Annotated in this window: 25 protein-coding genes; 17 read left to right on the plus strand and 8 right to left on the minus strand. The window is 71.1% G+C overall.

The window, feature by feature from the left end:
- The first annotated feature begins 3 nt into the window (after positions 1-3).
- The 6 genes from Vau01_RS51010 to Vau01_RS51035 all read left to right on the plus strand — a co-directional run bounded on the left by Vau01_RS51010 (position 4) and on the right by Vau01_RS51035 (position 8,092).
- Complete coding sequence (locus tag Vau01_RS51010; RefSeq protein WP_204008538.1) at positions 4-1,116, plus strand: ATP-binding protein; 1,113 nt, start codon at positions 4-6, stop codon at positions 1,114-1,116.
- Entirely contained in the window at positions 1,113-3,878 is a 2,766-nt protein-coding gene (locus Vau01_RS51015; protein WP_204008539.1) for a DUF5682 family protein, read from the plus strand. Before Vau01_RS51010 ends, Vau01_RS51015 begins: the two co-directional genes overlap by 4 nt.
- 148 nt (positions 3,879-4,026) lie before the next feature.
- On the plus strand, positions 4,027-5,298 hold the full coding sequence (locus Vau01_RS51020; RefSeq protein ID WP_204008541.1) for an aldehyde dehydrogenase family protein: 1,272 nt from the start codon (positions 4,027-4,029) through the stop codon (positions 5,296-5,298).
- A complete protein-coding gene (locus Vau01_RS51025; protein ID WP_204008543.1) occupies positions 5,298-5,999 on the plus strand; it encodes a GntR family transcriptional regulator in 702 nt (233 codons plus the stop codon). The genes Vau01_RS51020 and Vau01_RS51025 overlap by 1 nt, the downstream gene beginning before the upstream one ends.
- Positions 6,000-6,129: 130 nt before the next feature.
- Entirely contained in the window at positions 6,130-7,440 is a 1,311-nt protein-coding gene (locus Vau01_RS51030) for an MFS transporter (RefSeq protein WP_204008544.1), read from the plus strand.
- Between the two features lie 10 nt (positions 7,441-7,450).
- Entirely contained in the window at positions 7,451-8,092 is a 642-nt protein-coding gene (locus Vau01_RS51035; RefSeq protein WP_204008546.1) for a class I SAM-dependent methyltransferase, read from the plus strand.
- Here Vau01_RS51035 and Vau01_RS51040 read toward each other — a convergent pair.
- Complete coding sequence (locus tag Vau01_RS51040; RefSeq protein ID WP_204008548.1) at positions 8,082-8,735, minus strand: NAD(P)H-binding protein; 654 nt, start codon at positions 8,733-8,735, stop codon at positions 8,082-8,084. The genes Vau01_RS51035 and Vau01_RS51040 overlap by 11 nt on opposite strands.
- A gap of 56 nt (positions 8,736-8,791) precedes the next feature.
- Here Vau01_RS51040 and Vau01_RS51045 point away from each other — a divergent pair, with 56 nt between their 5' ends.
- A complete protein-coding gene (locus tag Vau01_RS51045) occupies positions 8,792-9,244 on the plus strand; it encodes a helix-turn-helix domain-containing protein (RefSeq protein ID WP_444546056.1) in 453 nt (150 codons plus the stop codon).
- A gap of 13 nt (positions 9,245-9,257) precedes the next feature.
- Positions 9,258-9,692, plus strand: a complete 435-nt coding sequence (locus Vau01_RS51050; RefSeq protein WP_204008550.1) for a VOC family protein — start codon at positions 9,258-9,260, stop codon at positions 9,690-9,692.
- On the opposite strand, the gene Vau01_RS51055 is transcribed toward Vau01_RS51050, so the two are convergent.
- Positions 9,679-10,314, minus strand: coding sequence for a hypothetical protein (locus Vau01_RS51055; RefSeq protein WP_204008551.1), 636 nt, complete (start codon positions 10,312-10,314; stop codon positions 9,679-9,681). The two genes, Vau01_RS51050 and Vau01_RS51055, sit on opposite strands and share 14 nt — an antisense overlap.
- Positions 10,315-10,479: 165 nt before the next feature.
- On the opposite strand from Vau01_RS51055, the gene Vau01_RS51060 reads away from it, so the two are divergent.
- The 4 genes from Vau01_RS51060 (at position 10,480) to Vau01_RS51075 (ending at position 14,216) form a co-directional block, all read left to right on the plus strand.
- Positions 10,480-12,501, plus strand: coding sequence for a sensor histidine kinase (locus Vau01_RS51060; RefSeq protein ID WP_204008552.1), 2,022 nt, complete (start codon positions 10,480-10,482; stop codon positions 12,499-12,501).
- A complete protein-coding gene (locus tag Vau01_RS51065; RefSeq protein WP_204008553.1) occupies positions 12,498-13,139 on the plus strand; it encodes a response regulator transcription factor in 642 nt (213 codons plus the stop codon). The genes Vau01_RS51060 and Vau01_RS51065 overlap by 4 nt, the downstream gene beginning before the upstream one ends.
- A 52-nt stretch (positions 13,140-13,191) precedes the next feature.
- Entirely contained in the window at positions 13,192-13,899 is a 708-nt protein-coding gene (locus Vau01_RS51070; protein WP_204008554.1) for a hypothetical protein, read from the plus strand.
- Positions 13,900-14,033: 134 nt separating this feature from the next.
- Entirely contained in the window at positions 14,034-14,216 is a 183-nt protein-coding gene (locus Vau01_RS51075) for a hypothetical protein (protein ID WP_204008555.1), read from the plus strand.
- Here the strand turns inward: Vau01_RS51075 and Vau01_RS51080 are convergent.
- Both Vau01_RS51080 and Vau01_RS51085 read right to left on the minus strand, forming a co-directional pair.
- Positions 14,213-14,590 carry an MmcQ/YjbR family DNA-binding protein gene (locus tag Vau01_RS51080; protein WP_204008556.1) on the minus strand — a complete coding sequence of 126 codons (378 nt, stop codon included), beginning with the start codon at positions 14,588-14,590 and terminating at the stop codon, positions 14,213-14,215. The two genes, Vau01_RS51075 and Vau01_RS51080, sit on opposite strands and share 4 nt — an antisense overlap.
- A gap of 9 nt (positions 14,591-14,599) precedes the next feature.
- Entirely contained in the window at positions 14,600-15,448 is an 849-nt protein-coding gene (locus tag Vau01_RS51085; protein WP_204008558.1) for a sigma-70 family RNA polymerase sigma factor, read from the minus strand.
- A 73-nt stretch (positions 15,449-15,521) separates the two neighbouring features.
- Between Vau01_RS51085 and Vau01_RS51090 the strand changes: the two genes are divergently transcribed.
- The gene (locus Vau01_RS51090; RefSeq protein ID WP_204008560.1) at positions 15,522-16,187 is read left to right on the plus strand and encodes an NAD(P)-dependent oxidoreductase; all 666 of its coding nucleotides are present in this window, start codon (positions 15,522-15,524) and stop codon (positions 16,185-16,187) included.
- A 34-nt stretch (positions 16,188-16,221) separates the two neighbouring features.
- Here Vau01_RS51090 and Vau01_RS51095 read toward each other — a convergent pair whose 3' ends face one another.
- Both Vau01_RS51095 and Vau01_RS51100 read right to left on the minus strand, forming a co-directional pair.
- Entirely contained in the window at positions 16,222-18,603 is a 2,382-nt protein-coding gene (locus Vau01_RS51095; RefSeq protein WP_204008627.1) for a glycoside hydrolase family 65 protein, read from the minus strand.
- Positions 18,604-18,656: 53 nt separating this feature from the next.
- Positions 18,657-19,406 (minus strand): HAD family hydrolase, encoded by a 750-nt coding sequence (locus Vau01_RS51100; RefSeq protein WP_204008628.1) that lies wholly within the window; start codon positions 19,404-19,406, stop codon positions 18,657-18,659.
- An 84-nt stretch (positions 19,407-19,490) separates the two neighbouring features.
- Here Vau01_RS51100 and galE point away from each other — a divergent pair, with 84 nt between their 5' ends.
- Complete coding sequence (gene galE, locus Vau01_RS51105; protein ID WP_204008561.1) at positions 19,491-20,489, plus strand: UDP-glucose 4-epimerase GalE; 999 nt, start codon at positions 19,491-19,493, stop codon at positions 20,487-20,489.
- Here the strand turns inward: galE and Vau01_RS51110 are convergent, their stop codons facing one another.
- Positions 20,490-21,023 (minus strand): YbhB/YbcL family Raf kinase inhibitor-like protein, encoded by a 534-nt coding sequence (locus Vau01_RS51110; protein ID WP_204008563.1) that lies wholly within the window; start codon positions 21,021-21,023, stop codon positions 20,490-20,492.
- Positions 21,024-21,128: 105 nt separating this feature from the next.
- Here Vau01_RS51110 and Vau01_RS51115 point away from each other — a divergent pair, with 105 nt between their 5' ends.
- Positions 21,129-22,055, plus strand: coding sequence for a hypothetical protein (locus Vau01_RS51115; RefSeq protein WP_204008565.1), 927 nt, complete (start codon positions 21,129-21,131; stop codon positions 22,053-22,055).
- Positions 22,056-22,120: 65 nt separating this feature from the next.
- Positions 22,121-23,194 carry a coiled-coil domain-containing protein gene (locus Vau01_RS51120; RefSeq protein ID WP_204008629.1) on the plus strand — a complete coding sequence of 358 codons (1,074 nt, stop codon included), beginning with the start codon at positions 22,121-22,123 and terminating at the stop codon, positions 23,192-23,194.
- On the opposite strand, the gene Vau01_RS51125 is transcribed toward Vau01_RS51120, so the two are convergent.
- Positions 23,191-25,437 (minus strand): beta-galactosidase, encoded by a 2,247-nt coding sequence (locus Vau01_RS51125; RefSeq protein ID WP_204008566.1) that lies wholly within the window; start codon positions 25,435-25,437, stop codon positions 23,191-23,193. The genes Vau01_RS51120 and Vau01_RS51125 overlap by 4 nt on opposite strands.
- Positions 25,438-25,575: 138 nt before the next feature.
- Between Vau01_RS51125 and Vau01_RS51130 the strand changes: the two genes are divergently transcribed.
- The gene (locus Vau01_RS51130; protein ID WP_204008568.1) at positions 25,576-26,574 is read left to right on the plus strand and encodes a LacI family DNA-binding transcriptional regulator; all 999 of its coding nucleotides are present in this window, start codon (positions 25,576-25,578) and stop codon (positions 26,572-26,574) included.
- Positions 26,575-26,663 lie beyond the last annotated feature (89 nt).

The following is a 26,663-nucleotide window of genomic DNA, read 5'->3' on the forward strand; positions in this document are numbered from 1 at the left end:
AACATGACTGAGATGCTGCGTGCCCCGGCCGAGGTGAAGTACGCGGAAGAGCTCGACTGGCTGGAGTCCGTCGACGACTCGCCGAAGCCGTTCTCGTGGCGGCTGAGCCCGAAGATGGTGCGCCTGTTCATCCTCGGCTCCGAGCGGGCCGACGGCCTCGACCGCGAGATCGGCCAGAAGTGGTACGGCGACCGCAGTTTCGTCGAGCGCAGCATCGTGACGCTCGCGTCCGACCGCGGTCTGCTGCTGATCGGCGACCCGGGCACCGGCAAGAGCTGGCTGGCCGAACTGCTCGCCGCCGCGATCTGCCGCAACTCCACGCTCGTGGTGCAGGGCACCGCCGGCACCACCGAAGACCACATCAAGTACTCGTGGAACGTCTCGATGGTGATCGCGCGCGGGCAGAGTCGCGAGTCGATGATCCCGTCACCGATCATGACCGCGATGGAGAAGGGCGTCATCGGCCGGTTCGAGGAGCTCACCCGCTCCACCAGCGACGTCCAGGACGCGCTGATCTCGATCCTGTCGGAGAAGTACGTCTCGATCCCGGAACTCGACGACGACAACATCGTCTACGCGCAGCCCGGCTTCTCCATCATCGCCACCGCGAACAGCCGCGACCGCGGTGTCAACGATCTCTCCTCGGCGCTGAAGCGGCGGTTCAACTTCGTGCGCATCCCGGTGGTCACCAACAAGAAGGCCGAGGCGGAGATCGTCCGGTTCCGCACCGTCGAACTGCTGCGCCGGCACCAGATCGAGCTCGAGGTGCCGCCGACGCTGCTCGACATCCTGTTGCAGAGCTTCGCCGACCTGCGGGCCGCCGCCGACGCCGCCACCAGCGACGACGAGAAGTTGGAGTCGGCGCTGTCGACCGCCGAGCAGATCGGTGTGCTGGAAGACGCGATCCTGCACAGCCAGTTCTTCGGCGACCGCACGCTGCGTGCCGGCACGTTGGCGAGTTCGCTGGTCGGGTCGCTGGCCCGGCGCAGCCCGGAGGATCTCGCGATCCTCAACAAGTACTGGCACGGCGTGGTCGAGCCGCGCAGCAAGAACGACGGCGGCGAGTGGCCGGAGTTCCTCGACGGCGGCAAGCAGACGATCGACACACTTTCATGACGTTCGACGCCCTCAGAACTCAGCTTCTCGACGCGGCGGCCGCGTTCAGCGGAAGTCCGGCCGCGCTCGACGGCATCCTCACCGGGATCGTCGACGACGTCGACCGGGCGCTGCGCGAGGAGCTGGAGATCTTCCCGGTGTGCCACCACTCGCCGGCCTCCGGGCTGGCGATGGTGCGGCGCCTCCGGGAGAAGCAGCCGAAGGTCATCTACCTGGAGCTGTGCGAAGACCTGCGCCCGCTGCTCGACGAGCTGCGCAACTGCCGGCTGCCGGTCGCGGTGCAGGCGTTCGCGTCCGACCTCGACCAGTTCCCCAAGGACTGGGCGCCGTTGAGCGTGGTCGCTCCGATCACCGAGGCGTCGGCCGAGTACCAGGCGATCGCGTACGCACTCGACACGCCGGGCGTCGAACTGGTGCTCGTCGACCGGTCGGTCGACCACGTCTTCCAGTGGGAGCCCCGTAAAGAGGAAAAGGCGGAAACACCGGAAGACGACGAGGAAGCCGCGCTGCACGGTGACGCCGTCGGCATCGAGATCGGTGACCTGCGCCCGGGTTTCGCCGCGCTGGAGGAGCACCTGCTACGGCACGGCAAGGTGCGGCACTGGTCGGAGTGGTGGGACCAGTACGTCGAGCAACCGTTGGGCGGGGCCGACTACGCCACCTACCGGCAGGCGATGGTGCTCATCGGCAGCCTGTTCCGCCGGCTGGGCACCGACCGTCCGCACAAGGTCCGCATCGACGAGGACCGGGAAAGATACATGTGGACGCGCATGCGCGAGCACCTGGCCACGTCGGGCGTCGACAAGGCCGACTGCCTGTACGTGTGCGGCGCCTTCCACGCGGCGAGCCGCGTCGAGGAGTTTGGCACACGCGAAGACGTTCCACAGTGGAAGATCGAACCCCGCACGAACACCCGCTGGCTCTACGGGCTGATCCCGTCGAGCTACTCGGCGATCGAGGCGCAGTTCGGGTTGGCGTCCGGCTCGGTGTCGATCGCCGCCGCCTCGTACGCGAAGTCGGTGACGCGGGGTGGCCTCAAGCCGTTCCGCCTGGCCGGCCAGCAGGGCAAGACGAGCAAGGCCAAGGCGCTCCCGCCACCGGCGAAAGACAAGCCGGTGAAAGACGAGCTCACCGGGTTCCTGTCGGCACCCCCGGCACTCGACCAGCTCGACGAGGAGGAACTGCTCGGCTGGTGCGTCGAGATCGTGCGGCTGGCCCGGAAGAACGGCTACCTGTCCAGCACCGCCGACGCGATCGCCATCTTCGAGACGTCGATCCTGCTCGCCGGGATGCGCGGCCGGGCCCGGCCGACCCCGTACGACTTCCAGGACGCGGCGATCACCTGCATCGAGAAGGACGCCGTCCCGGGACGGCGCGACGTGCGACGGCTGTGCGAGATCCTGCTCGGCGGCGACCGCGTCGGCCAGGTCGGCTACGACGCGCTGCCGCCGCTGGCCCGCGACGTCTACGACCGGCTCGCGCCGCTGCAACTGAACCTCCAGCAGCGCACGCTGCGCCGCGCCCTGCTCGACTTCAACGCCGAGCCGCACCTGCGTCCGGTATCCAACCTGTTGTGGATGCTGAAGTACCTGCTGCCCGACCACGCCGTACGCCCGATCATGGGCTCGCGCGGGCTCGGTGAGCAGTCGATCCAGGAGAGCTGGGACCTCGACATCGCCCGCAACCAGCGGCAGATCATCGAGCTGGGCTACGAGGGCGTCACGGTGGAGCAGGTGCTCGAACAGCGCCTGCGCCGCGAGGTCTGGAAACCGAAGGCCACGGCCGCCGTCGCGCTCAAGGCCGTCGAAGACGCGACGGTGTTCCTCGGTGGCAGAAGATTCGTCGACGAGCTGGGCGCGCGGGCCGTCGACCTGCTCGCCGGCGAGCGGACCGTCGACGACGCACCCGAGGTGCTCAAGCGCATCCGTCGGCTGCTGGCGCACTACCGCGCCACCGAGCCCACGTTGCCGGCATGGTGCGAAGCGTTCGTCACCCGGGGCTATGCCCACTACTGCACGCTGCTGCCGACGTCCTTTGTGGACGAAGACACCGGTGTGCGCCAGGTCGCCGCGATGCTCGGGTTCCTCTTCTCCATGGAGAGCCTGGCGCTGTCGCTCGGCTGCGACCGCTCGCAACTGGAACTGGCGGTGAAGCAGTCGCACCCCGAGTCGCCGGCAAAGGTGGCGCTGCTGTGGGCCGCCAACAACCAGTTGGGCCTGCTGCCGCTGTCCGAACTCCGCGAACGGTGCGACGCCCTGCTCGGCAACCCGCTGGTGGTGCCGTCGTTCCCGCAGTACCTGAGCGGTTTCGTGCAGGCACTGGAACCGGCGCCGGTGCTGAGCGGGTTCGTGGTCGAGCTGTTGTCCAAGGCGTTCGCCCGGCTGCCCGACCGCGTACTGCTGCCGTGGCTGCCGACGCTGATCACCACGTTCAAGCAGCAGGCCGGCGAGCTGGTGCCGGTGCTGATCCGCGAGGCGGCCCGTACGTTCCCGGCCACCCTGCCGGCCGTCGACGCCTGGACCCCGCCCTGGGAAGCGGGGCCGGCCCCGAAGCCGGCCGTCGCGGCGCAACCCGCCGGCCCGGTGACGGATCTCCTCCGCGCCCACCCCGAGCCGCTGAACGCCCTGGCCGCCCTGCTCGGCTGCCCGACGGAGTGGCAGGACGACCCGCCGGCTCAGGGCGCCACCCCACCGGAGCTGATCACCCTGCTGACGAACCACCCCGACACCGCAAGGGAGCTGGCCGACCTCCTACGCGCATAGGCGACTTGACCACGGCGGGCGCCGGGTGGTTTTGTGGAACAATCCGCCAACCGAACAACCCGGAGCCCGCCATGGCCGAGCGCAGCGAGGGCATCATTAGGCAGAGCCCTCCCGGTCAGGGCGGGTCACCACGGAGTGGGGACCCGTCATGACCCTCGACGCCGCACAGGCGGTGGCGGATGCCGCTGCCCGGGCCGCCGCCGCCAGCCCCGCGCTCGCCGCCGCCGGCCAGGAGCAGATCGACGCCGCCATCGTCGCGATGGCCGAGCGGCTCTCCGACGCCGGGATCGCGGCGCAGGTGCTGGCCGCGAACGAGGTCGACTGCGCCACGGCCAAGGAGGCGGGCATGGCCGGCGGCCTGCTCGACCGGCTCCGCCTCACCCCGGCCCGCCTCACCGACATGGCCGGCCAGCTGCGGCAACTCGCCGACACCGAGGCGCTGCCGACCAGGGCACCCGTGCGGCCACTGGAAAGCGAAGACGGCGGGCTCGTCGTGGAGGAGTGGCGCCGCCCGGTCGGCGTCATCGGCGCGAACTTCGAGGCCCGGCCCAACGTCGCGGTCGACGTCGCGTCGCAGCTGGTCAAGTCGCGCAACGCGGGCGTGCTGCGCACCGGGTCGGCCGCGATCGGCTCGGCCGCCGCGCTGGTCGACCTGGTCGTCGGCCCGGCGCTCGCCGCGGCCGGCCTGCCGGGTGACGCGGTGCAGCTGCTCCGCGTGCCCGGCCGCGAATCGGCCGAGGCGCTGGTGACCGAGCCGACGAAGATTCCGCTGGTGATCCTGCGCGGCAGCGGCGAGAGCACCCGCACCCTGGCCGCCCGGGCGGCGCTGGCGGGCGTCAAGACGCTGGCGCACGCCGACGGCGGTGGCGTCATCTACCTCCATCCCGCCGCCGACAAAGCGCTCGCCGAGAAGCTGATCGGCGACGGCCTCGACCGGCTCGGCGTCTGCAACCGGTTGAATCTGCTCCTGATCGACACGGCGATCTGGGACGAGACGGTGCCGGGAATCGTCGAGAAGCTGGCCGCCCGCGAACCGAAGATCGCCGCCTCCCTGCCGCCGCACCAGCACCCGCTGGGCTACGAGTGGGCGCTCGACGACAACAACGAGGCCACCGTCACCATCGCGCCGGCCGACGGCGAACTCGACGCCGCCGACATCGCCAACCGGGAGACCTCCGGCCTGGCCGCGACGATCGTCACCGAGGACGCCACCGTCGCGAACAGGTTCCTCAAGGCGTACGTGGGCACGGGCGCGTTCTGGAACGCGTCGACGCGGAGGCTCGACGGGTTCAAGTTGCTCGGCGTCCCCGAAACCGGGATCAACGTCGACCGCGTCCCGGGCCCCCGCGGCCCGGTGACGTTCCGCGACCTCTACCTCCGGCAGTACGTGGTGGTACCCGCCGACCGGACCCTGGGCTGATGGCCCGCCCCGACGGCTCGGACACCTGGGTCGAACGGCTGGCCGAAGACCGGGCCGCCCTCACCGGCGGCAGCCGCTCCCAACTGCTCGCCGGAAAGCTGCGCCAGCGCATCACCGAGGGCGTGTTCCGGCCGGGGGAGCGGCTGAGCGAGGAGGCGTTGAGCGAGGCGCTGAGCGTCTCCCGGAACACGCTGCGCGAGGCGTTCCGCCAGCTGGCCCAGGAGGGCGTGCTGGTCCACGAGTTCGGCCGCGGCGTGTTCGTCCGCACCCTGACCGCCGACGACGTCCGCGACATCTACGCGATGCGCCGGATCCTCGAACTGGCCGCCGTGCGGAACCTGCCGAACGCGCCGGCCGGCGCGCTGGAACAGGTCCGGCTCGCGGTGGAGACCGCCGAGGAGGCCTCCGCCCGCTCGGACTGGGGCGCGGTCGGCAGCGCGAACATGCGTTTCCACCAGGCGGTGGCGGAGTTGGCCGGCAGCTACCGGGTGCGCGAGGCGGTGCGCCGGCTGCTCGCCGAGCTGCGCCTGGTCTTCGTGGTGATGGACGACCTGCGCGAGTTCCACGAGCCGTACCTGAAGTCGAATCGCGCGCTGTACGAGCTGCTGGCGGCGGGCGACGCCGCGGCGGCCGAGACGGCGTTCTCCGCGTACTTCGACACGGCGGAGTCGCAGCTACTGGCGGCGTACGGGAACCGCTAGGACGGCCGGAACCGCCGACAACGCATTGAAGATCTTGCACGCCCAGTCTTGACTTGTTCTTTGTTGAACAAAATACTTTAAGGACGAATAGCCAATCACAGCGGAGGCACATCAGCTCGGGAGGGTGCACATGACCACGGCCACCAGCAGTCGACGCAAAGTGATCGCCGCGAGCCTCATCGGTACCTCGCTGGAGTGGTACGACTTCTTCCTCTACTCCTCGGCCGCGGCCCTGGTCTTCGGCAAGCTGTTCTTCCCGACGTTCGACCCGCTCACCGGCACCCTGCTCGCGTTCGCGACGCACGCGGTCGCGTTCGTGGCGCGTCCGCTCGGCGGCATCGTGTTCGGGCACTTCGGTGACCGCGTCGGCCGCCGCGGCGTGCTCGTCGCGACGCTCGTGCTCATGGGTACCGCCACCATGCTGATCGGCGTCCTGCCCACCTACGCGCAGTGGGGCGTCGCCGCACCGATCGGCCTGGTGGTGCTGCGGTTCCTGCAAGGGCTCGGGCTCGGTGGCGAGTGGGGCGGCGCCGTCGTCATGACGCTCGAACACGGCAAGGAAGATCAGCGTGGACGCGATGCGGCCTGGCCGCAGGTGGGCGTCCCGGCCGGGAACCTGCTCGCCGCGGGCGTCCTGTGGCTGATGAACGCCGTGCTCAGCGACGCCGCGTTCCTGTCCTGGGGCTGGCGGGTGCCGTTCCTGCTGTCCGGCGTCCTGCTGCTGGTGGGGTTGTGGATCCGGGTCGCCGTCACGGAGTCGCCGCAGTTCGAGGCGATGAAGTCACAGGAGGGCGCCGCGAAGGTGCCGCTGGTCGAGGTGCTGCGCGCCCACCCGCGCGGCCTGCTCACGGCCATGGCCGCCCGCATCGGCACCGACGTGGCGTTCTACGTGTTCACGCTGTACCTGCTCACGTACGTCACCTCGAATGTCGGCCTGCCGCGGCAGGCCGGGCTCACCGCGGTGCTCGTCGGCTCGGGTGTCCAACTGGTGCTGATCCCGTTCTTCGGCGCGCTGTCCGACCGCGTCGGCCGGCGGCCGGTGTACGCGGCCGGCGCGGTCGCGGCGGCGGTGTGGGCGTTCGCGCTGTTCCCGTTGCTCGACACCGGCAACCGGCTGGTCATCGTCCTGGCCGTGGTGGTCGCGCTGGTCACGCACGCGGCGATGTACGGACCGCAGGCGGCGTTCGTCGCCGAGATGTTCCCCACCCGGCTGCGGTACTCGGGCGCGTCGATGGGCTACCAGGTGGCCGGCATCCTCGGCGGCGCGCTGGCGCCGATCATCGCGGTGCGACTGGTGCAGACGACGGGGTCCACGCTCGCCGTGTCGGTGTACGTGTTGCTGGCACTGGCGATCACGGGTGTCGCGTTGTGGTTCGCGCCGGAGACCGCGTCCGGTGTCTCCGGTGCGAAGCGCGACGTGGAGTTGACCGACGCGCGTTAGCCTCGGGCGGATGGAAACACCCACACCCGGCGATCGGGCCCGTGGCCTCGCCGCCGAGTCGCTCGCGTCCGACGACCCGACCGGCTGGTTCGAGCGGCTCTACGGCGACGGCGACCTGACCGTCCCCTGGCACCAGGACGGGCCCGACCCGCATCTCAAGGGCTGGGCGGAGGCGAAGAAGCTCGACGGCGTCGGGCAGACCGCCCTCGTGGTCGGTGCCGGGCTCGGCGACGACGCGGAGTTCGTCGCCGGGCTCGGCTTCGCCACCACCGCGTTCGACGTGGCGCCGAGCGCGGTGGAGCGGGCCCGGCAGCGGTTCCCCGCATCGACGGTGCGCTACGAGGTGGCCGACCTGCTGAACCTGCCGGCCGGCTGGCGGTTCGACCTCGTGGTGGAGAACTTCACGGTGCAGTCGCTCCCGGTCGGGCTTCGAAAAGAGGCGATCGCGGCGGTGGCCCGCGCGGTGGCGCCGGGCGGAACCCTGATCGTGCACGCCACGTACCGCGATCCAGCGGTCGAACGGCCGGGACCGCCGTGGCCGCTCACGCGGGAAGACGTCGACGGGTTCGGCCTGAACCCGGTGACGGTGACGCTGATCCCGGAGCCCGGCCACCCGCACCTGGGGACCTGGCAGGCCGAGTTCACCGCGTAGCGAGCCGTTTCAGGTCCCGGGTGCGCAAAACCCGGCCCTCGCCGTCGCCGAGCGCGGCCTCGATCATGCCGCGGGCCAGGTCGGTGGCGGTGATCGCGAGGCCCGGCAGGATCGCGTTGAGGGCCGGGAAGACCGCGCGCATCAGGGCACCGGCCGGCCGTTCCGGCTCCGGGTGGATGTATCCGGGACGCACGACGAACAGCCGCCGCAGCCCGTTGCCGGCCAACTGCGCCTCGGCCTCGCCCTTCACCCGGGCATAGCGGAAGAGCCCGCGCTGGCTGGCACCGGCGGCGCTCAGGTGCACGAACGTGTGCTCCGGGCTGCGTTCCCGCAGGATGTCGGCGGCCGCGAGCGGGTAGGTGAGCGTCACCTCGCGGTAACCGACGGCACTGCCGGCCCGCCGTCGCGACGTGCCGAGACAGAAGAAACACGCGGCGACGCCGGTGAGCTGGTGCGCCAGCGACTCGGGGTGGCTGAAGTCGTGGCAGTGGATGTCGATCAGCCGCGGGTGCCCGATGCCGATCGGCCGGCGCGTGATGGCGCGGACCTCGGCGACGCGCTCGTCGGCCAGGCACTGCGCCACGACGGCCGAGCCGGCGGTGCCGGTGGCGCCGAACACCACGACGCGGACCGGATCGGACATGTGCGTGCGCCTCCTGAGGACTCCAACCCGGCCGTCGGAATTCTAAGCTAGGGCCCGTGACCCATGCCGTCGCCGTGCAGTTGCTCATGCACCTGCGCCGCGCCCGTGATCACATCGACCGGTACTACCGCGAGCCCCTCGATCTCGACGCGCTGGCCAGGGTCGCCGGCGTATCGAAGTACCACTTCGCCCGCACGTTCGAGCTGGCCTACGGCGAGACGCCCATCCGGTACCTGACCCGTCGTCGCATCGAACGGGCACAGGACCTGCTCCGGCACGCGAACCTGACCGTCACCGAGGTGTGCATGGAGGTCGGGTTCGCGAGTCTCGGCTCGTTCTCGTCGCGGTTCACCAGCCTGGTGGGCGAGAGCCCCACCGCCTACCGGAACCGGTGGGCCGCCCGCGGCGCTCCCCATGTACCCGGCTGTTGGCTGTTCATGCGCGGCGTCCTCGACCACTCCGGAACCAGCGAAGCAATCTCGGAGAAGCACGGAGAGCAACCGCGGTAGTAGCGTCCATTGCATGATCACAAACGTTTCGCTCGTCACCGTGTACTGCCTTGACCAGGACAAAGCCCGCGATTTCTACGTCGACGTGCTCGGCTTCGAGGCGGCCGTCGACATCTCGATGGGTGATGGCTTCCGATGGGTGACGCTGAAGCACCCGAGCCAGCCCGAACTCGAACTGACCCTGATGGTGCCCGGCCCGCCGCTGACCGCCGAGGCGGCCGCCTTCTACCGCGGGCAACTGGAGAAGGGTGAGATGGGCGGCCTGGGCCTCCAGGTCGACGACTGTCGCAAGACGTACGAGGAGCTCGTCGCCAAGGGCGTGACGTTCATCCAGGAACCGTCCGACCGCCCCTACGGTGTAGAGGCGGTCTGTCGCGACGTCTCGGGCAACTGGCTCGTGCTGGTCGAGAAGAAGGCGTTCACACCGGGTGACTTCAGCGGCGGGTGAGCTCCGGGCGCAACGCGAGGATCAGGCCGAGTGCCGTGTACCCGATCAGCAGGTGACCCACGGCCACCCACTGGGCGACCGCGCCGCCGACGATCACGAACACGGGTACGGTCACCGGCGCCCAGCTCTCCGCCACCGCCGGCCATCCGCGGGCCAGCCCGCGCCACCGCCCGGCGATCGCCACCTTCACGCCGATGATCGCCATCCCCAGCATCGAGAGTGGCCAGAACGCGTCGAGCACGGCCAGCCACACGTCGTCCCGGAAGGCCGGGACGGCGCCGTGTAAAACGGTCCAGAGCGTCGCGAGGGTCAGCAGGCCGAACTCGACGCGCAGCATGCCGCGGGCGATCCTGGTGACCCCGGTCGCGCCGGTCTTGAGCTGGGCGGCGACCAGCGCGAAGAGGCCGATCTGGAACGGCAGGCCGCTGAGGTCGCCGATCGTGATGCCGATCGTGGTCTCCGGCACGTTGCCGACGGTGGCCAGCCCGGCGACCCAGCAGAGCGTGCCGGCGGTGACCATGATGCCGGCCCGCCGCACCGCGCGGTCGGCGTCCACGACAGGTGCGGGATCAAGAGCGGGGACGTCGGTGCGGGCGTAAGCGGGGTTGGTCGAGATCGTCATGTCGGGTCCTTCGGAAGTCGGTGCGTTGACACCGGGAACCTTCGGCGGGGCGCGTCCCGGGCCGGCAGGGCTCGCCGCCCCGGATCGGGTCCTGCCCGGTGTCCCGACCCGGACGGGACCGTTGTCCCGACGACCGCGGGACGCCTGAGCTGCGACGATGCCTGAGTGAGGCACGAAAGGAAGATCGCCGGCGCCGTGATCGTGGTGGCCGTCGCCGCCACCGTGGCCGCGGCCGTCCTCGACCTCCGCGTCCCCGCGGCCCACCGCCGGGACCTGGTGCTGGAGGCGGGCTGGCTCGCCGGCATCCCCGGCGTCGTCCTCGCGGTGCCCGGCGCTCTCCTCCTGCGCAGGATCCCCACCCACCCGGTCGCCTGGGTGCTGTGCGTCACCGGCCTGCACTGGAGCCTCGACGGCTTCGCGTCGAGCTGGCTGGCGTACGCCACGCTGAGCGAACCGGCCAGACCGGGAGCGGAGTTCGCGTTCTGGGCGTACCAGCGGCTGGGCGCCAGCCTCCTGCTCGCGCTCCCGCTCGTCCTCCTGCTCTATCCCGACGGGCGCCTGCCGGTCGGCCGGTGGTGGCGCGTGGCGGCGATCGTCAGCCTGGCCGCGACGGCGCTGTTCCCGCTGGCGCTGCTGGCGGTGCCGAGCGACATCGCGCAGGACCAGCAGACCGGCGCGGCCCTGCCGGCCGCCTTCGCCGCGCTGAACCTGGACCTCACCACGATCCCGCTGCCGCCCGGCGTCTGGGAGCCGGTGTTCGCCGCGACCCTGGCGCTGGTGCCGCTCAGCCTGCTCGTGCCGTTCGCCGTGGTGATCAAGCGGTACCGGGCCAACCGCGTCCGGATGCGCTGGCTGCTGTGGGCGGCGGTCGTCGACGTGCTGGTGATGCTCTCGACGGTGGTCACGCCGGACTGGTTCACGTCGGTCGCCCTCACGATCGCCGTGTGCGTCACCGGCGTGGCCGTCGCCATCGGGATCGTCCGGCCCGACGTCACCGACGTCGACGAACTGCTCGGCGGCACCCTCCGGTACGGCGCCCTGGCGATCGCGGTGGTCGCGGTCGACGCCCTCGTGCTCGGCGTGACGACCGCGCTGGCCGAACGCGACGCGGCGGTGCTGGCGTTGCTGGTGGTCACCGCCGTCTACGGGCCGCTGCGGCACCGGCTGTGGCGGCTCGCCGGCCGGCTGATGTTCGGTCGCCGCGACGACCGGTACGGCGTCGTCGCGAGCCTGGCCGAGCAGTTGGAGCGCTCGCCGGCGCCGGAGGAGCAACTGCTCGCCGTGGCCCGCACGGTCGCCGAGGCGTTCCGGGCGCCGTTCGTCGCGGTCGAGGTCGATCGCGCCGGTTCGGCGTCGCTGGTCGCTTCGTACGGGACGCGTCCGCGCGAGACCCAGGTGCTGCCGATCACCTACCGGGGCGAGGCGGTCGGCCGGCTGGTCCTCGGCCGGCCGGGTCGGCTCCGCGCGCTGTCCGCCCGCGACGAACGGCTGCTCGGTGACGTCGTGCGCCAGGCCGCCGCCGCGGTCCGGGCCGGCCACCTCGCCGCCGAACTCCAGCGCAGCCGCCACCAGATCGTGACGGCGCGGGAGGAGGAACGCCGGCGCCTGCGCCGCGACCTGCACGACGGGTTGGGCCCGAGCCTCGGCGCGGTCGCGCTGCGCATCGACGCGGCCCGCAACGTCCTGCGCAAGGACGCGGTCCGCGGCGACGGGATGCTGGTCCAGGCCCGCGAGGACGCCCGTGCGGCACTCGCCGACGTGCGGCGGCTGGTGCACGACCTGCGTCCACCCGCCCTCGACGACGTGGGCCTCCTCGGCGCGATCCGGCAGCAGGCGGACAAGATGCCCGGCCCGACCGTGACCGTGGACGGCGGCGACGGGCTCGACCGGTTGCCGGCGGCGGTCGAGGTGGCGGCGTACCGGATCGTGTCGGAGGCGCTCACCAACGTGGTCAAGCACGCGTCGGCGTCCGCGTGCACGGTGACGCTGGCCGTGGCCGGTGGCGATCTCGTGGTCGAGGTGGCCGACGACGGCGTCGGGATCCGTCCCGAGACGCCCGCCGGGGTGGGCCTGGTCTCGATCCGCGAACGCGTGGCTGAGCTGGGCGGACACTGCCGGATAGAGTGCCCGGGCGAGCACGGGACCCTGGTGCGGGCGGTGCTTCCGTTGCTGGAGGTGGCGAAGTGACCAGTGTTCTCGTTGCCGACGACCACCCGGTGTTCCGCGACGGTCTGGCGATGCTGCTGGGGTCGGTCGACGGCATCGAGGTGGTCGGCACGGCCGCCAACGGGGTGGTCGCGGTGGAGTCCGCGGTGCGCCTGCGTCCCGACGTGGTCGTGATGGACGTGCAGATGCCCGAGCTGAACGGCGTCGAGGCCACCCGCCGACTGGCCGCCGAGGCGCCCGACGTCGGGATCCTCGTGCTCACGATGTCGGAGGACGACGGCACGGTGTTCGCCGCGCTCCGCGCCGGTGCGCGCGGCTACCTGGTCAAGGGCGCCGAGCAGGAGGAGATCGTGCGGGCGATCACCACGGTCGCGGCGGGCGGCGTGGTGTTCGGAGCGGCGCTCGCGCTGCGCATCGCCGAGTTCTTCGCGGGGGCGGCGGCGTCTGCGGTGGCTGAGCCGTTTCCGCAGCTCACGGTCCGCGAGCGGGAGATTTTGGACCTGTTGGCAGCGGGCCGGTCGAACGGCCAGATCGCGGGCACGCTCTACCTGTCGCCGAAGACGGTACGCAACACCGTGTCCAACGTCTTCGCGAAGCTGCAGGTGGCCGACCGCGCCGAGGCCATCGTGCGCGCCCGGGATGCGGGGCTGGGTCGGTAGCTGTTTGGTTTCGCTTTCTCAGCTGACCGGGTGCCGGACCGATGGGTTGAGCGTGACCGCCACCCCGAGGCTGCGGAGGGCAGCACCCCGACCGCTCCCCGGCGAACCCGACGAGTCCGACGAGGCCGACGCGCTTTGCGGGCGTCGGCCGCGCCGGCGCCACCGCGTGCTGCGCGCGTCGCTCGGGGTCGTCCTGCTCATCGTGCTGGGCGGCTGTTCGCTGCTCGGGTTGGGCACCGACCCGGGGTCGGACGGCGACGCGACGGAGAGCCCGGGCGCCGGCGCGGAGTGGTTCTGGTACCAGCAGGGCGACCGGGTGGCCTCCCCGGTGGCACCGGCCCTCCCGGCGACCGGCGTCCCGGGTGGCGACGACTACACGGTGACGCAGACCGTGTACCAGCAGCCCTCGGGCAGCGGCCGCCCGTACTGCCTGCGGCGGCTACGCGCCGACACCATGTACTGGCTCAACGCCACCCCGGGCGTCGGCCAGGCCGGCGTGACCTGGATGAGCCTCGGCGACCCGCGCATCGTCAACTACAAGGTCGCGGCGGTGCTGCAGAACCGGCCGGGTGGCTCGGTGCCGCCGGCCGTCTGGACCCAGGTGCCCGCGCCGGACGGGTGCCAGCAGGTGGACGTCACCGTCACCGGGCTGTTGAGCGGCAGCTGGTACGTGTTCTGGCTGGACGTCGTCCTCACCACGGCACCCACCGGCCGCCGCGAGCCGATGATCGGCCGGTCGCCCGCGTTCCAGGTCCTGTAGGCATCGTCCACCTACGATGGCTTCGTGGCCGAAGCCGGTATGACGCTGGTCCATGAAGCCGCCCGACGGCAGGGGCCCTGGCGGGCGCGATCCCCGACACCCGGTGGCGCTGGCCGGCGCTGCTGCTCGGCCCGGTGCTCGGTGCGGCGGCGGTGGTCGCGTACATGTTCCTGGGCGCGGTCGGCGGGGTCGAGCACCGCCGGCTCGTCGGCGTCAGCGCGGCCGGCGTGCTCGTGTACACCGAGGACGAGCTTTACACGTCGCTGAGAGAAGAGCGGTTCCACGAGACGATGAGCGACATCGTCGGCCCGCCCTAACCGCGGTCGGTCAGATACTCCTTCGCCAGCCGCTTGGGCGCCACCGCCAGCCACGCCTCTTCGAGGATCTCGGCGAGCTCGTCGGCGTCGATCTCCCCGAGCCGCACCAGCACCGCCGGATACCCGTTGAAGTGCGGCGTCGTGAAGTAGACGTGCGGGCTGTCGGCCAGCAGCGTCTCCTTGGCGCCGACGCCCGGCGTCCGCACGCAGAGGATCGGGCCGTCGGGCGCGGCGGCGCCGAGGTCGGCCAGGTCCTTCTTCCGGAGCGGACGCTCCCAGGCGAACCCCTTGTCCTTGACCTTCCAGGCCATCTCGGCCTCGGCGGTCTCCGGCAGGGCCAGCGCGAGCCGGCGCACGTCGTCCCAGGTCGCCATGGGTCCAGCCTAGGACTCGACGGGCACCGCCAACCCGGCCAACCGGTCGGGGTCGGCGATGATGTCGATCGTGGTCACCCGGTCGCCCCGCACGGTGAGCGCGATGACCGCGAACGGCTGCCCGCCGGGCATGGGCACGAACCCGACCGCGCCGTTCACCAGCACCCGCCGCGCGAACGGGGCCATCCGCGCGTAGCTGAGCACCTGCGGAGCGATCGCCTCGGCGCCGTGGAGTTCGGCCGGCGACCCGATGTCGGCGCGCAGCACCGCGTCGGGTGCCAGCACCTCCACCAGCGCCGAGAAGTCGCCGGCGCGGGCGGCGGCCAGGAACGCGTTCGCGACCTTCCACTGCCGGGCGAGGTCGACGTCGGGCGTCACGGCCGCGTCGCGGATCCGGCGCCGGGCCCGGCTGGCCAGTTGCGCGGCGGCGTTGGGTGACCGGCCGACCAGCCGGCCGATGTCGTCGAACGGGACGCCGAGCGTGTCGTGCAGCACGAACGCGAGCCGCTCGGCCGGGGTCAGCGTGTCGAGCACCACCAGCAGGGCCAGCCCGACGGCGTCGGCCAGCAGCACCTCGTGCTCGGGGTCGATCCCGTCGGGCGCGGTCAGCACGGGATCGGGGATCCGCATCCCGAACGGCTCCTCGGGACGGGCGGCGCGCCGGCGCAGCGCGTCCAGGCAGACCCGCGCCGTGATCGTGGTCAGCCAGCCGGCCGGGTTCGTCACCTCGCCGGCGTCGGCGCGGGCGACCCGGATCCAGGTCTCCTGTACGGCGTCGTCGGCCTCGGTGAGCGAGCCGAGCATCCGGTAGGCCACGGCCCGCAGCCGCGGCCGGTGGATCTCGAAGAGCTCTTCCACGTCATGATCCTCCGTCGGTGTGCGTCAAAGAGGTGACGGACCAGCGTCCGGAAACCTGACAAGGGAGACCCCCGTGAACCTGACAATTGTCGCCGCGACCGGCGGAATCGGCCGGCAACTCGTGGCACAGGCCCTGGCCGCGGGCCACGACGTGACCGCGGCGGTCCGGAATCCGGCCAACCTGCCGGCCGGACTGCGGGCGGTGAAGGTGGACCTCGCGACGCCCGACCCGGCGGCCCTGGCCGAGGCGGTGGCCGGTGCCGACGCGGTGCTGTCCGGCCTGGGCGCCCGTGGCAAGGCCGACTTCGGCGTCGCCGAGCGGGGGACGCGCGCCGTCGTCGCGGCGATGAAGGAGACGGGCGGGCGCCGCCTCGTCGTGGTCAGCGCCGCGCCGATCGGCACCGTGCCGTCGCCCGACCGCCCCAACCCGCCCCGGCACGACCCCGGCGACGGGTTCCTGATGCGGCACCTGGCGGCGCCGATCGTCAAGCGCGTGTTCCGGGACCACTACACCGACCTGGCCCGGATGGAGGACGTGATCCGCGACAGCGGCCTCGACTGGACGATCGTCCGCCCGCCGCAGCTCACCGACAAGCCGTTGACCGGGGTCTACCGGACGGCGTACGAACGGAACCTGCGCCGCGGTCTCAAGATTTCGCGGGCCGACGTCGCGCACTACATGCTGCACGCTCTCGCGCAGCCGGGGACGATCGGCCGGATCGTGGGGGTTTCCACGTAGAAATGGAGCCCGGCTCGCCGGGCTCCATTTATCACTATCTCGGTGCGCGCTTCACCGGCGCGCGGCCGTGCGGCTGGTGCACCGCCGGCCGGTCCTGCGGCAGCGGCGGGATCGCCATTACGGTCGGCTGGCTGCTGGTGATCGTCACCGGCTCGCCGTGGTGGCGGATCGGCAGCGTGCTGCCGTCGGTGCCGTTGCGCAGCGAGTACGTCACCTCGTTCGGCCGGACCTCCAGCCGCAGCCGCAGCCCCCGCCACAGCAGCGAGAACTCCATGCGTTCCAGGTGCTCCGGCAGGCGCGGCGCGAACGACAACTGCCCGCCGTGGTCGCGCATGCCGCCGAACCCGCACACCAGCGCCAGCCACGAACCGGCCAGCGCCGCGACGTGCAGGCCGTCGCTGGTGTTTCCGGCCAGGTCGTGCAGATCGACCAGCGCGGCCTCGGCGAGGTAGTCGTGGGCCAGTTTCAGGTAGCCCACCTCGGCCGCGAGCACCGCAAGCGTGCACGCCGACAGCGACGAGTCGCGCACGGTGAACTGCTCGTAGTGGACGAAGTTGCGCTGCTTCTCTTCGAACGTGAACGAGTCGCCGCACCAGTGCAGCGCGAGCACGAGGTCGGGCTGCTTGATGACCTTCTTCCGGTAGATGTCGAAGTACGGGAAGTTCAGCAGCAGCGGGAACTTCTCCGACGGCGTGTTCTCGAAGTCCCACTCCTGCAACCGGGTGAAGCCCCCGTGCTGCTGGTGGACCCGCAGCTCCTCGTCGTACGGGAGATGCATGGCCGCGGCGGCGACCCGCCACGCCTTCGTCTCGTCGTCGCTGACCTCGAGCTCGGCGGCCTTCTCCGGGTGCCGGCCGGCGGCGTCGGCCGCGTGCACCAGGTTCCGCTGGGCCATGAGGTTCGTGTAGAGGTTGTCGTTGACGATCGCGGTGTACTCGTCGGGGCCGGTCACGCCGTCGATGTGGAACTTGCCGTGCCGGTCGTGGTGCCCGAGCGAGTGCCACAGCCGCGCGGTCTCCACCAGCAGTTCCAGCCCGGTGTCGCGCTCGAAGTCGTCGTCGCCGGTGGCGTTGACGTAGCGCGTCACCGCCGCCGCGATCGCCGCGTTGTTGTGGAACGCCGCCGTGCCGGCCGGCCAGTACGCCGAGCACTCCTGGCCGCGCACGGTGCGCCACGGGAACGCCGCGCCCCTGAGCCCGAGCGTCTGCGCCCGCTCCCTCGCCAGGTCGAGCGTGCTCTGCCGCCAGCGCAGGACGTGCGCCACCACCGCCGGTTGGGTGTAGGTGAGCGCCGGCAGCATGAACATCTCGGTGTCCCAGAAGATGTGGCCGTCGTAGCCCGGGCCGCTCAGACCCTTCGCCGGGATCGACCGGTTCTCCGACCGGGCACCGCTCTGCAGCAGGTGGAACAGCGCCAGCCGCACCGCCTGCTGGATCTCCGGGTCGCCGTCGAGCTGCACGTCGGAGGCGTCCCAGAACACGTCGAGGTACTCGCGCTGCTCGCGGCACAGCCCGTCCCAGCCCGCGTAGCGGGCGCTGGTGAGGGCGGCGCCGACCTGGTCGCGCAGCGCCGGCAGCGACCGCCGGCTCGACCAGCCGTACGCGACCATCTTGACGATGCGCAGCTTCTCGCCCGGCTTCAGCACACACGCGACGGTGGTGCGCACCCAGTCGGGGAAGGACTCGGTCTTCACGTCGACCTTGCCCGGCGCCTCGACCACGTGGTCCATCGCCGACGCCATGCGCAGCCCGCTGGCCCGCGTCTGGTGCACGAGCAGGCCGCCGGAGGTCCCGGTGACGAGGTGCTCCTCCGACACGAGCGGCGCTTCGAGCGCCTTCTCGACCCGGGGGTCGGCCCGCGTCGTCGGCAGCTGCTCGTTCGCGACAAGCTCCGATTGGACGATCAGCCGGAGCGTCTCGTCGACCGCCTCGACCTCGTAGCAGATCGCCGCGATCGCCCGGTGGGTGAACGACACCAGCCGCGTCGAGTTGACGCGCACCGCGTCACCCGCCGGCGACGCCCACTCCAGTTCCCGGTGCAGGGTGCCGGCGCGCAGGTCGAGCACCCGCTCGTGCGAGCGCAGGTCGCCGTACCGCACGTCGAACGGCTCGTCGTCGACCAGCAGCCGGATCGGCTTGCCGTTGGTGACGTTGACGATGGACTGACCCGATTCCGGGAACCCGTAGCCGGCTTCCGCGTACGGCAGCGGGCGCAGTTCGTAGAACGAGTTCAGGTACGTGCCCGGCAGCCCGTGCGGCTCACCCTCGTCGAGGTTGCCGCGCAGGCCGATGTGCCCGTTCGACAGCGCGAAAATCGATTCCGACCAGGGCAGCTGCTCCAGGTCGAGGTTCTTCTCCCGAACCGCCCACGGCTCCACCTCGTACTTGGGGAGCGGGCGCTCCTCGTCGTCGAGGATCTGGACGTAGTCGTCGCCTTGAACGTAGTCGTCGGGAGACTGGACGTAGTCGTTCACGCTTGTTCCTCGTCCAGGAGCTCGGAAAGATCGCGCACGACGATGTCGGCACCCTGTTCGCTCAGCTCGGCCGCCTGCCCGACCCGGTCGACCCCGACGACGTAGCCGAAGTTGCCGGCCCGGCCGGCGGCGACGCCGGCCAGCGCGTCCTCGAAAACGGCGGCCTCGGCCGGCGACACGTTCAGGTGACGCGCGGCGGCCAGGAACGTGTCGGGCTCCGGCTTGCCGCGCAGGCCCTCCTGGCGGGCGACGATGCCGTCGACGATGTACTCGATGTACTGGTCGAGGCCGGTCGTACGGAGCACGTCGCGGGCGTTGGCGCTGGCGGAGACGACGGCGCGGCGGAGCCCCGCGGCCTCGGCGGCGCGCAGGTACGCGAGGGAGCCCTCGAACACGTCGACGCCCTTTTCGCGAATGATCTTCAGGAGCAGTTGGTTCTTCTTGTTGCCCAGGCCGTTGACGGTGTCGGCGCCGGGCTGGTCCTCCGGAGTCCCCTCGGTCAGCGTGATGCCACGCGATGCGAGAAAGGTTCGGACGCCGTCGGCGCGCGGGCGGCCGTCGACGTATCGGTTGTAGTCCGCTTCGGGATCGAACGGAACGAAGGGTTCCCCGGTCTTTGCTGAACGGTCCTTAAGGAACTCGTCGAACGTCGCCCGCCAGGCCGCATTATGAACGGCAGCGGTTTGGGTAAGCACGCCATCGAGGTCGAACAGGCATGCTTTGACGGTGGTGGGCAGGCCTAGCACATCGAGAATGTACATGCTGATAACCAATGCCACGCACCGGTCCGAAATCCCGGTGTAACCGGGTCGTCATGCCACAATGTGCCGGTGACGAAGGTACTGGTAACCGGCGGGGCCGGGTACATCGGCAGCACCGTGTGCTCCGCGCTCCTCGACCGGGGGATCCAGCCGATCATCCTCGACAATCTCGTCACCGGTCGTGAGCAGTTCACCGAGGGGCGCGTTTTCTACCGGGGCGACATCGCCGACGGCGCGCTGGTCGACGAGATCTTCGCGGTGCACCCGGAGATCTCGGCCACCATCCACTGCGCGGCGCTCATCGTCGTGCCGGAGTCGGTCGACAACCCGCTGCGGTACTTCCGCGAGAACGTCTCGAAGACGGTGGATCTGCTCGACCATCTACGGCGTAACGGCTGCGAGCGGGTGCTTTTCAGTTCATCGGCGTCGATGTACAAGCCGGGCAGCGACTTCGCGGTCGACGAATCCGCCGCGATCGAGCCCACCAGTCCCTACGCCCGAACCAAGTTCATGGTCGAGGGGATCCTGGAAGACGTGGCCGCGGCCGGCCAGCTGCGGGCCGTCTCGCTGCGGTACTTCAATCCCATCGGCGCCGACCCGAAGATGCGCACCGGCCTGCAGACCCGCAATCCGTCCCACGCCCTGGGCAAGATGATCGTGGCGTGGGAGGCCGGCGAGACGTTCACGATCACCGGCGTCGAATGGCCCACCCGCGACGGCACCGGCATCCGCGACTACATCCACGTGTGGGACCTGGCCCTCGCCCACGTGCAGGCCGTCGTCCGGTTCGACGAGATCCTGCCCCCCGACGGCAAGCACGGCTACGAGGCGATCAACCTCGGCACCGGCAACGGCACCACGGTGCGCGAACTGGTGGCCGCGTTCAACGCGGTGATCGGCGGCGAGCTGCCGGTGGCCGAGGCGCCACCCCGGCTGGGTGACGCGGCGGGCGCGTTCACCCGCAGCACGCGCGCCGCGACCCAGCTGGAATGGGAAGCGAAGTTCACGATCGAAGACGGCATCCGCCACTCGCTGGAGTGGCGGACGCTCGACAACGAACGGTCGTAACTAGCGCTGGTAGGTGCCGCGCAGGATGCCGCGGGCCAGCGTGTGGAAGGTCAGGTTGAAGCCCACGTAGGCGGGCGTCGCCGACGAGTCCAGCCCGAGGTCCTCGACGTCGAGCGCGTGCACCGCGAACACGTACCGGTGCACCACGTCGCCCTCGGGCGGCGCGCAGCCGCCGTACCCGGCCTGCCCGTAGTCGTTGCGCGCGTGGATCACCCCGCCGGGCAGCGGGCCGGACCGCGCGGCGTCGGTGAGCAGTTCGGTGGTGTCGGCCGGAATCCCGACGAGCACCCAGTGCCAGAACCCGCTGCCCGTGGGCGCGTCGGGGTCGTAGCACGTCACGGCGAAGCTCTTGGTCTCCGCCGGGAATCCCGACCAGCGCAGGTGCGGGCTGGCGTTGTCGCCGCCGGCGCTGTCGTGCGCGTGCCGCTTGTCGAGCGGCTGGCCCTCGCTGAAGTCGTTGCTGGTCAACTCGAAGGTCGGCTTGACCGGCAGGATGTCGAACGGGTCGGGCGCTGTGCCGCGTTCAAGGCTCATGGCGGGCTCCTATCAGGCGCTGGAATCAGAACTCACGCTACCGGCCCCATTCGGTTACCGTGCATCGCATCGTGATCCATCGACTTCACTGCGGGGAGTGTCGCGATGTCGTTGGTCGACCGGCGCCGGTCCTTGGTCCGGCCGTTGCTGCCGCAGCTGATCTGGGAAGGCGTGCTCCTCGTCGTCCTGGTGCTGCTGATCGCGATCGCCCGGGCCGCCGAGCCGGGGCTGTTCGGCAACGGGACGCTCTGGGCGCAGTGGGCGATCATCGGTCTCATGGCGGCGGCCGCGGCGTTCTCGCTGCGGATGGGCACCCCGAACCTGGCGATCCCGGCGCTGGCCGCCTTCGGCGCCTCGGCTTTCGTCGGCGGGGTGAACGACCTGTCCCCGGTCTGGATCTCGGCGCTCACGGCGGTCATCGTCTGCCTGGCGTGCGGGCTGGCACTGGGTGCGCTCGTGGGACTCACCGGCGTGCCGGCCTGGGCGGCGTCGCTCGGTGCGCTCGCGCTGCTGCAGGCCTATGCGGCCGCCTACACCGGGGGCCGGACCGAGCCGCTGCGCGGGCCCGCGATCTCGGCCAACGTCACCTGGTTCCTGCTGTTCGCGTTCATCTCGGTGCTCGGCGCCATCGCGTTGGCGACGCCCGCCGTGCGGGTCCGGCTCGTGTCGGCCGGCGCCGGGATGTCGGCGCGGCTGGTCACCTCGCTGGTCGGGCTCGGCGGGTCGTCGGCGCTGGCCGGCCTCGCCGGTGTGCTGCTGGCCGGCCACGCGCGGTCGACCGTCACCGTCCCGTTCGACCTGCTGCTGCTCGCGCTCGGGGTGGCGCTGATCGCCGGGGTCGGCGTGTACGGCGGCCAGGATCCGATCTTCGGTGTGGTGCTGGCCAGCGGCATCGCGGCGGTCATCGGCATGTGGACCGTGCTCGCCGGTGGCGCCTCGTGGTCACAGCTCGTGCTGGCCGGCGTCCTGATCCTGCTCGGCCTGCTGGTGAGTTGGGTGATCGCCCTGATCAACCGCCGGTTGCCGGCCTGACGAGGGAACCCGTTACCGATCAGTGACGTACCTGTGAGTGAGGTTTACGTTCGGTTGGGGTGATCATGGTGCTCGTCCGGTCTGCATTGACGCTGATCGTGGCGGCGTGCCTCTTCGTGGCCGTGCCGTCCGCGGGCCCGGCCGGTGCCGACCCCGCCGAGGACATCGCCGCCGACCTCCACCGTCAACTCGAAGCCGCGAGTCGCGGCTACCTCGACGCCGAGGCCACCCTGGCCGGCTCCCGGCAGCGGCAGGCCGACCTGGCCGGTCAGCTCGGCGCCGCCGAGGCGAAGGTGGCGGCCGCGCAGCCGCAGGCCAACGAGATCCTCGCCGCCACCTACCGCACCGGCGGCTCGGCGTCCACCGCGTCGATGCTGCTGGGCAGCGGCTCGGCGGGCGGGTTCGTCGACCGGGCCGCCAGCCTGCGGGTGGTCGCGGCCCGGAACGAGCGCACGCTCCGCGAGCTGATCGCGCTCCGCCGCGACCTGGCCGCCAAGAAGACCGCGATCGATGCCGAGGTCAAGCTCCAGGAGCAGCAACTCGCCGTGATGGCGAAGAAGAAAGCGGACGCCGAACGCGCGCTGGCCAGTTACGGCGGCGCCGCCGAGCAGGGCCCGCCCGCCGCCCAGCCGCCCGCTGCCCAACCGCCGGCCGGCTCCTCGGGTGGCGGCTCTTCGGGTGGCGGCTCTTCGGGTGGCGGCGGCAAGCCGCCGCCCGCCCAACCGCCGCCGGGAAACGGAACCTTCCCACCCGAACGCTGCTCCGTCGACGACCCGACGACGAACGGCTGCATCACCGCACGCACGCTGCACGCGATGCGGCAGGCCCAGTCGGCCGGCTTCACCCGCTTCGTCTCCTGCTACCGCTCCCAGGAGGACGGCGGCGAACACCCCCGCGGCCGAGCCTGCGACTTCGCCGCCCAGAAGAACGGTTTCGGCGGCGTGGCCAGCGGCGGCGACCGCACCTACGGCGACAACCTGTCGGTCTACTTCATCGACAACTCCCGGCGCCTGGGCGTGCTGTACGTAATCTGGTTCAAGCGGATCTGGCTACCGTCGAGCGGCTGGCGCGCCTACAACCGCGGCCGCGGCGACCCGAGCAGCGACCACACCAACCACGTCCACCTGAGCATGCGCTAGTCCGGGGTGAAGCGGATTCGCGCGGGTCTGGGTGATGTCGTAGTCACCGCGCGGCCGTCGACTGTGGCGCCGTCGACCGCAACGGGTTCGCGGTCGAATACCGCGATGTCGCCGCGGGGGCCCTGGGTCGGGCGGAGGACCACCTCGGCATCGGTGCGGCTGATCAGTTCGCACGTCGTTTCCAGGAGGGTTGCCGGGCCCACGCGGACGCCGTGCGGGAGCATCGCGCCGGCGCGGGCGGGTAGGTACAACCGGCGGCCGTCCAGCAGAAGGCTGTCGCGATAGGACAGTGAGAACGTGGCGTCGGTCGGGCCGATGTTCAGCAGGTGCAGCAGGCGCTGGCCGGCAGTGTCCACTGTGGACGTTACCAGCAGGCCCGGGTCGGCGGCGTCGTGGCGTAGGCGGGGTTCCACTCCGAGTTTGGCCAGGCAGGTGCGCCAGAAGTCGAGGTCGCACGGGTAGTCGGCGGTGACGAGCACCGCCCGGCCCGGGATCTCGACGCCGCACACCGCGTCTGACCCTGCCACCAGCAGCAGCGGCTCGCCGCCGGCCAGGAACTGGGCGTACCCGACGCGCACCTCGGGCTGCCCGTCCGCCGTTACCGACGGGAAGTAGTGCGGCGTGCCGTCGACCCGGCCGGTGACTCGGACGCCGAGGGCGTCGGCGAGTACCGTGCAGGGTGTGCCGTCGACGTCGAACTGCGGCAGGACGCCGTTCAGCAAGAGACGTCCGCCACCGTCCACATAGGACGCCAGCCGTTCCTGGACGGTACGACCCAGCGTCGAGGCGCTCGCGAGAACCACCGTGCCGGGGAGATCCGCGGACGACTGCAGATCCACCGCCGGGAACGAGTATCCGGCCAACAGGAGCGCCCGCGCCAGGATGTCACGCGGTCCCATTCCCCGGTACCGCACCAGATCCGCCACCTGCGCGGCCCGCACCGCCGACGCGGGATGGTGGTACTCCGTCATGTAGTGGTCGGGTACGAAGCCGAGCGCGAGGCCGTCGTCTTCCTCGTCGCCGTCTGCCAGCAGGTCGGCGGCCCCGCGCACGGCGGCGAACGCGTGGCGGACGGCCCCGAACGTGGGGTTGCGCCGGCCTTCCGGGTCGACCGGCGCGGCGAAGCCGTGGCGTTCCCCGGTGAACGCGATGCGGTCGTTGCCGTCGCCGACCGGTTCGGCGAGAAGGGGGTTGCGGCCGCCCGTGAAGAGGTAGAGGTTCAGCAGCCGGTTGCCCTGGGCCACGCACATGCGGGTCTTCAGCTCGACGGCCTCCGGCGGGTACAGCTTCGACAGGTCCTCGCCGTAGTCGCCGGTGCCGGCCTCGAACTCCAGCGACGTCAACGGTTGATCGGGGTCGAGCGACGCGGCCAGGAACGCGTTGGACGTGTAGAGGTCCGGCGCGTTCTCGACGGTGAGGTCGCCGAGGTAGTGGTCGGAGCCCGCCGTCAGCTGCGGCACGCCACGGTAGCTCTCGAAGAGCTGGCTGATGCCGATCGGGAACGTGCGGCCGCGTCCGGCGTCGGTGCCGTGGACGTTGATGAAGAACGGAATTCCGGTGACGCCGTGCCGCAGCGCCGATTCGCGCAGGATCGCGACGTAGCGGCGGTACCGGTCGCGCATGTAGCGGCCGAGGTCGTCGTGGACCGCCAACGAGTGCTCCTCGGCGGGAGTTCGGAAGTCGGCGGGAAGATCGGGGGAGTTGCTGACCCACGACAGCATGCCGATCTCGTTGTCGAGCTGGACGCCGATCACCGGCCCGCCGTTCGGCGCGAGCCGCGCCGCGAGCATGGGCATGACCGCCGCGTACCAGCCCTCGGCCGCCTCGAGGAACGCGGGCGCGAGGTAGTCCAGCGTCCTCGTGGGTACCACCGCGCCGTCCCAGGTCAACGGAGGGTCGTCGTACAGGCGGTACGGGATTCCCTCGTTCTTGAGCTCGGCCATGACGAACGGGCCGGGTCGCGCGAGAGCGCGCAGTCCCTTGCGGTGGGCCAGATCCAGGAACCCGGCCACGTCGCGCTGCGGATGCGTGCGCCCGGTGAGGTCGACACTACGGTCGGGAAGCTCGTGCCACAGCCACGGGATGTAGGTGGCGACGGTGTCGCAGCCGGCCTCGATCAGCTTGTCGAGCCGGTCGGCCCAGTAGGACGGGGAGAGCCGGAAATAGTGGACCTCACCAGCGAGAACGATCTGAGGCTTGCCGTCGATCAGGAGCCGGCGACGGGCGAGAGATACCTGGGACATCCGGGGCCTTCCATATGTCGCATGGACATAACCGACGCATCTGTTGCGGACTTCTCGGGGCCTGCTTATGGTGCCTGTAACCGGTTTCTGTGAAACGCACGTTACGGAAGAGGGAAACCTTTGAGCAACTCCAACCGGATGACCGTTCGCGAGATGGCCCGCCTGGCCGGCGTGTCCGTCGCGACGGTGTCCCGCGTCTTCAACGGCACCGGACAGGTGTCGGAGGAGATGCGGCAGCGGGTCCTGGAGTCCATCAAGGCGCACGGTTACCAGCCCGACCACCGCGGCAGGGCGCTCGCCGCCCGCCGGCACAACACGATCGGGCTCGTCTTCCCCGGGCTCGCCGGCCCCTACTTCGGCGAGCTGATCCAGGGGTTCGAGCTGGAAGTGGTGCAGTCACAGGCCGCCGTGCACATCCTCTGCACCCACATGCGCCGCGACTCCGACGAACAGGTCGTCGAGATGGCCCGCCGCGTCGACGGGCTGGCAGTGCTCGGCGGCACGGTCTCCGACGACACGCTGCGCCGGCTGGCCGGCACGCTGCCGGTGGTGGTGCTCGCCGGCACGGGCCCCGGTGCGATCGCGTCGATCCGGGCCGAGAACCACGACGCGATGCGCGACCTCACCACGCATCTCCTTACCGTGCACGGGTTGCGTGACCTCATCTTCGTCGGCAGCCCCGACGGCTCGCCCGACATCAGCGAGCGCTGGGAGGGCTTCCGCACGGCCCATCGCGAGGCCTGTCTTACACCACGGCGGCGCCCGGTACGCGCGGCTTTGAGACAAGAGGATGGTGTGCAGGTGGCGAGCCAGCTCCTGAAGCGCGGCACCCTCCCGCAGGCGATCGTGTGCGCCAACGACGAAACCGCCCTCGGCGTCCTCGTCGGGTTGCTCGGCGCCGGCGTGCGGGTGCCCGAAGACGTTGTCATCACGGGGTTCGACGACGTCCAGATGGCCGGCCTGGTCGCACCGGCGCTGACCACCGTGCGGCAGCCGATCCGAGAACTCGCGGCCGAGACCGCGCGCCAGTTGCTGCGTGCCGGCAGCACGCCGCCAGAGAACCGGTTGCTGCCCACCGAGCTTGTGATCCGCCGCAGTTGTGGCTGCGCCAGTGCAGGGAGCACCCCCGACCCGTAACCCAGATTCGAACATCGACCGCACCACATCCGAGGCCACGGGCCGCGGGTGCGATGCCCTACACCCCTGATCCCCCTGGCGCCCCTCCC

Origin of the sequence: Virgisporangium aurantiacum, assembly GCF_016863635.1 — a bacterium.
In the GTDB taxonomy this organism is placed as follows: Bacteria; Actinomycetota; Actinomycetes; order Mycobacteriales; family Micromonosporaceae; genus Virgisporangium; species Virgisporangium aurantiacum.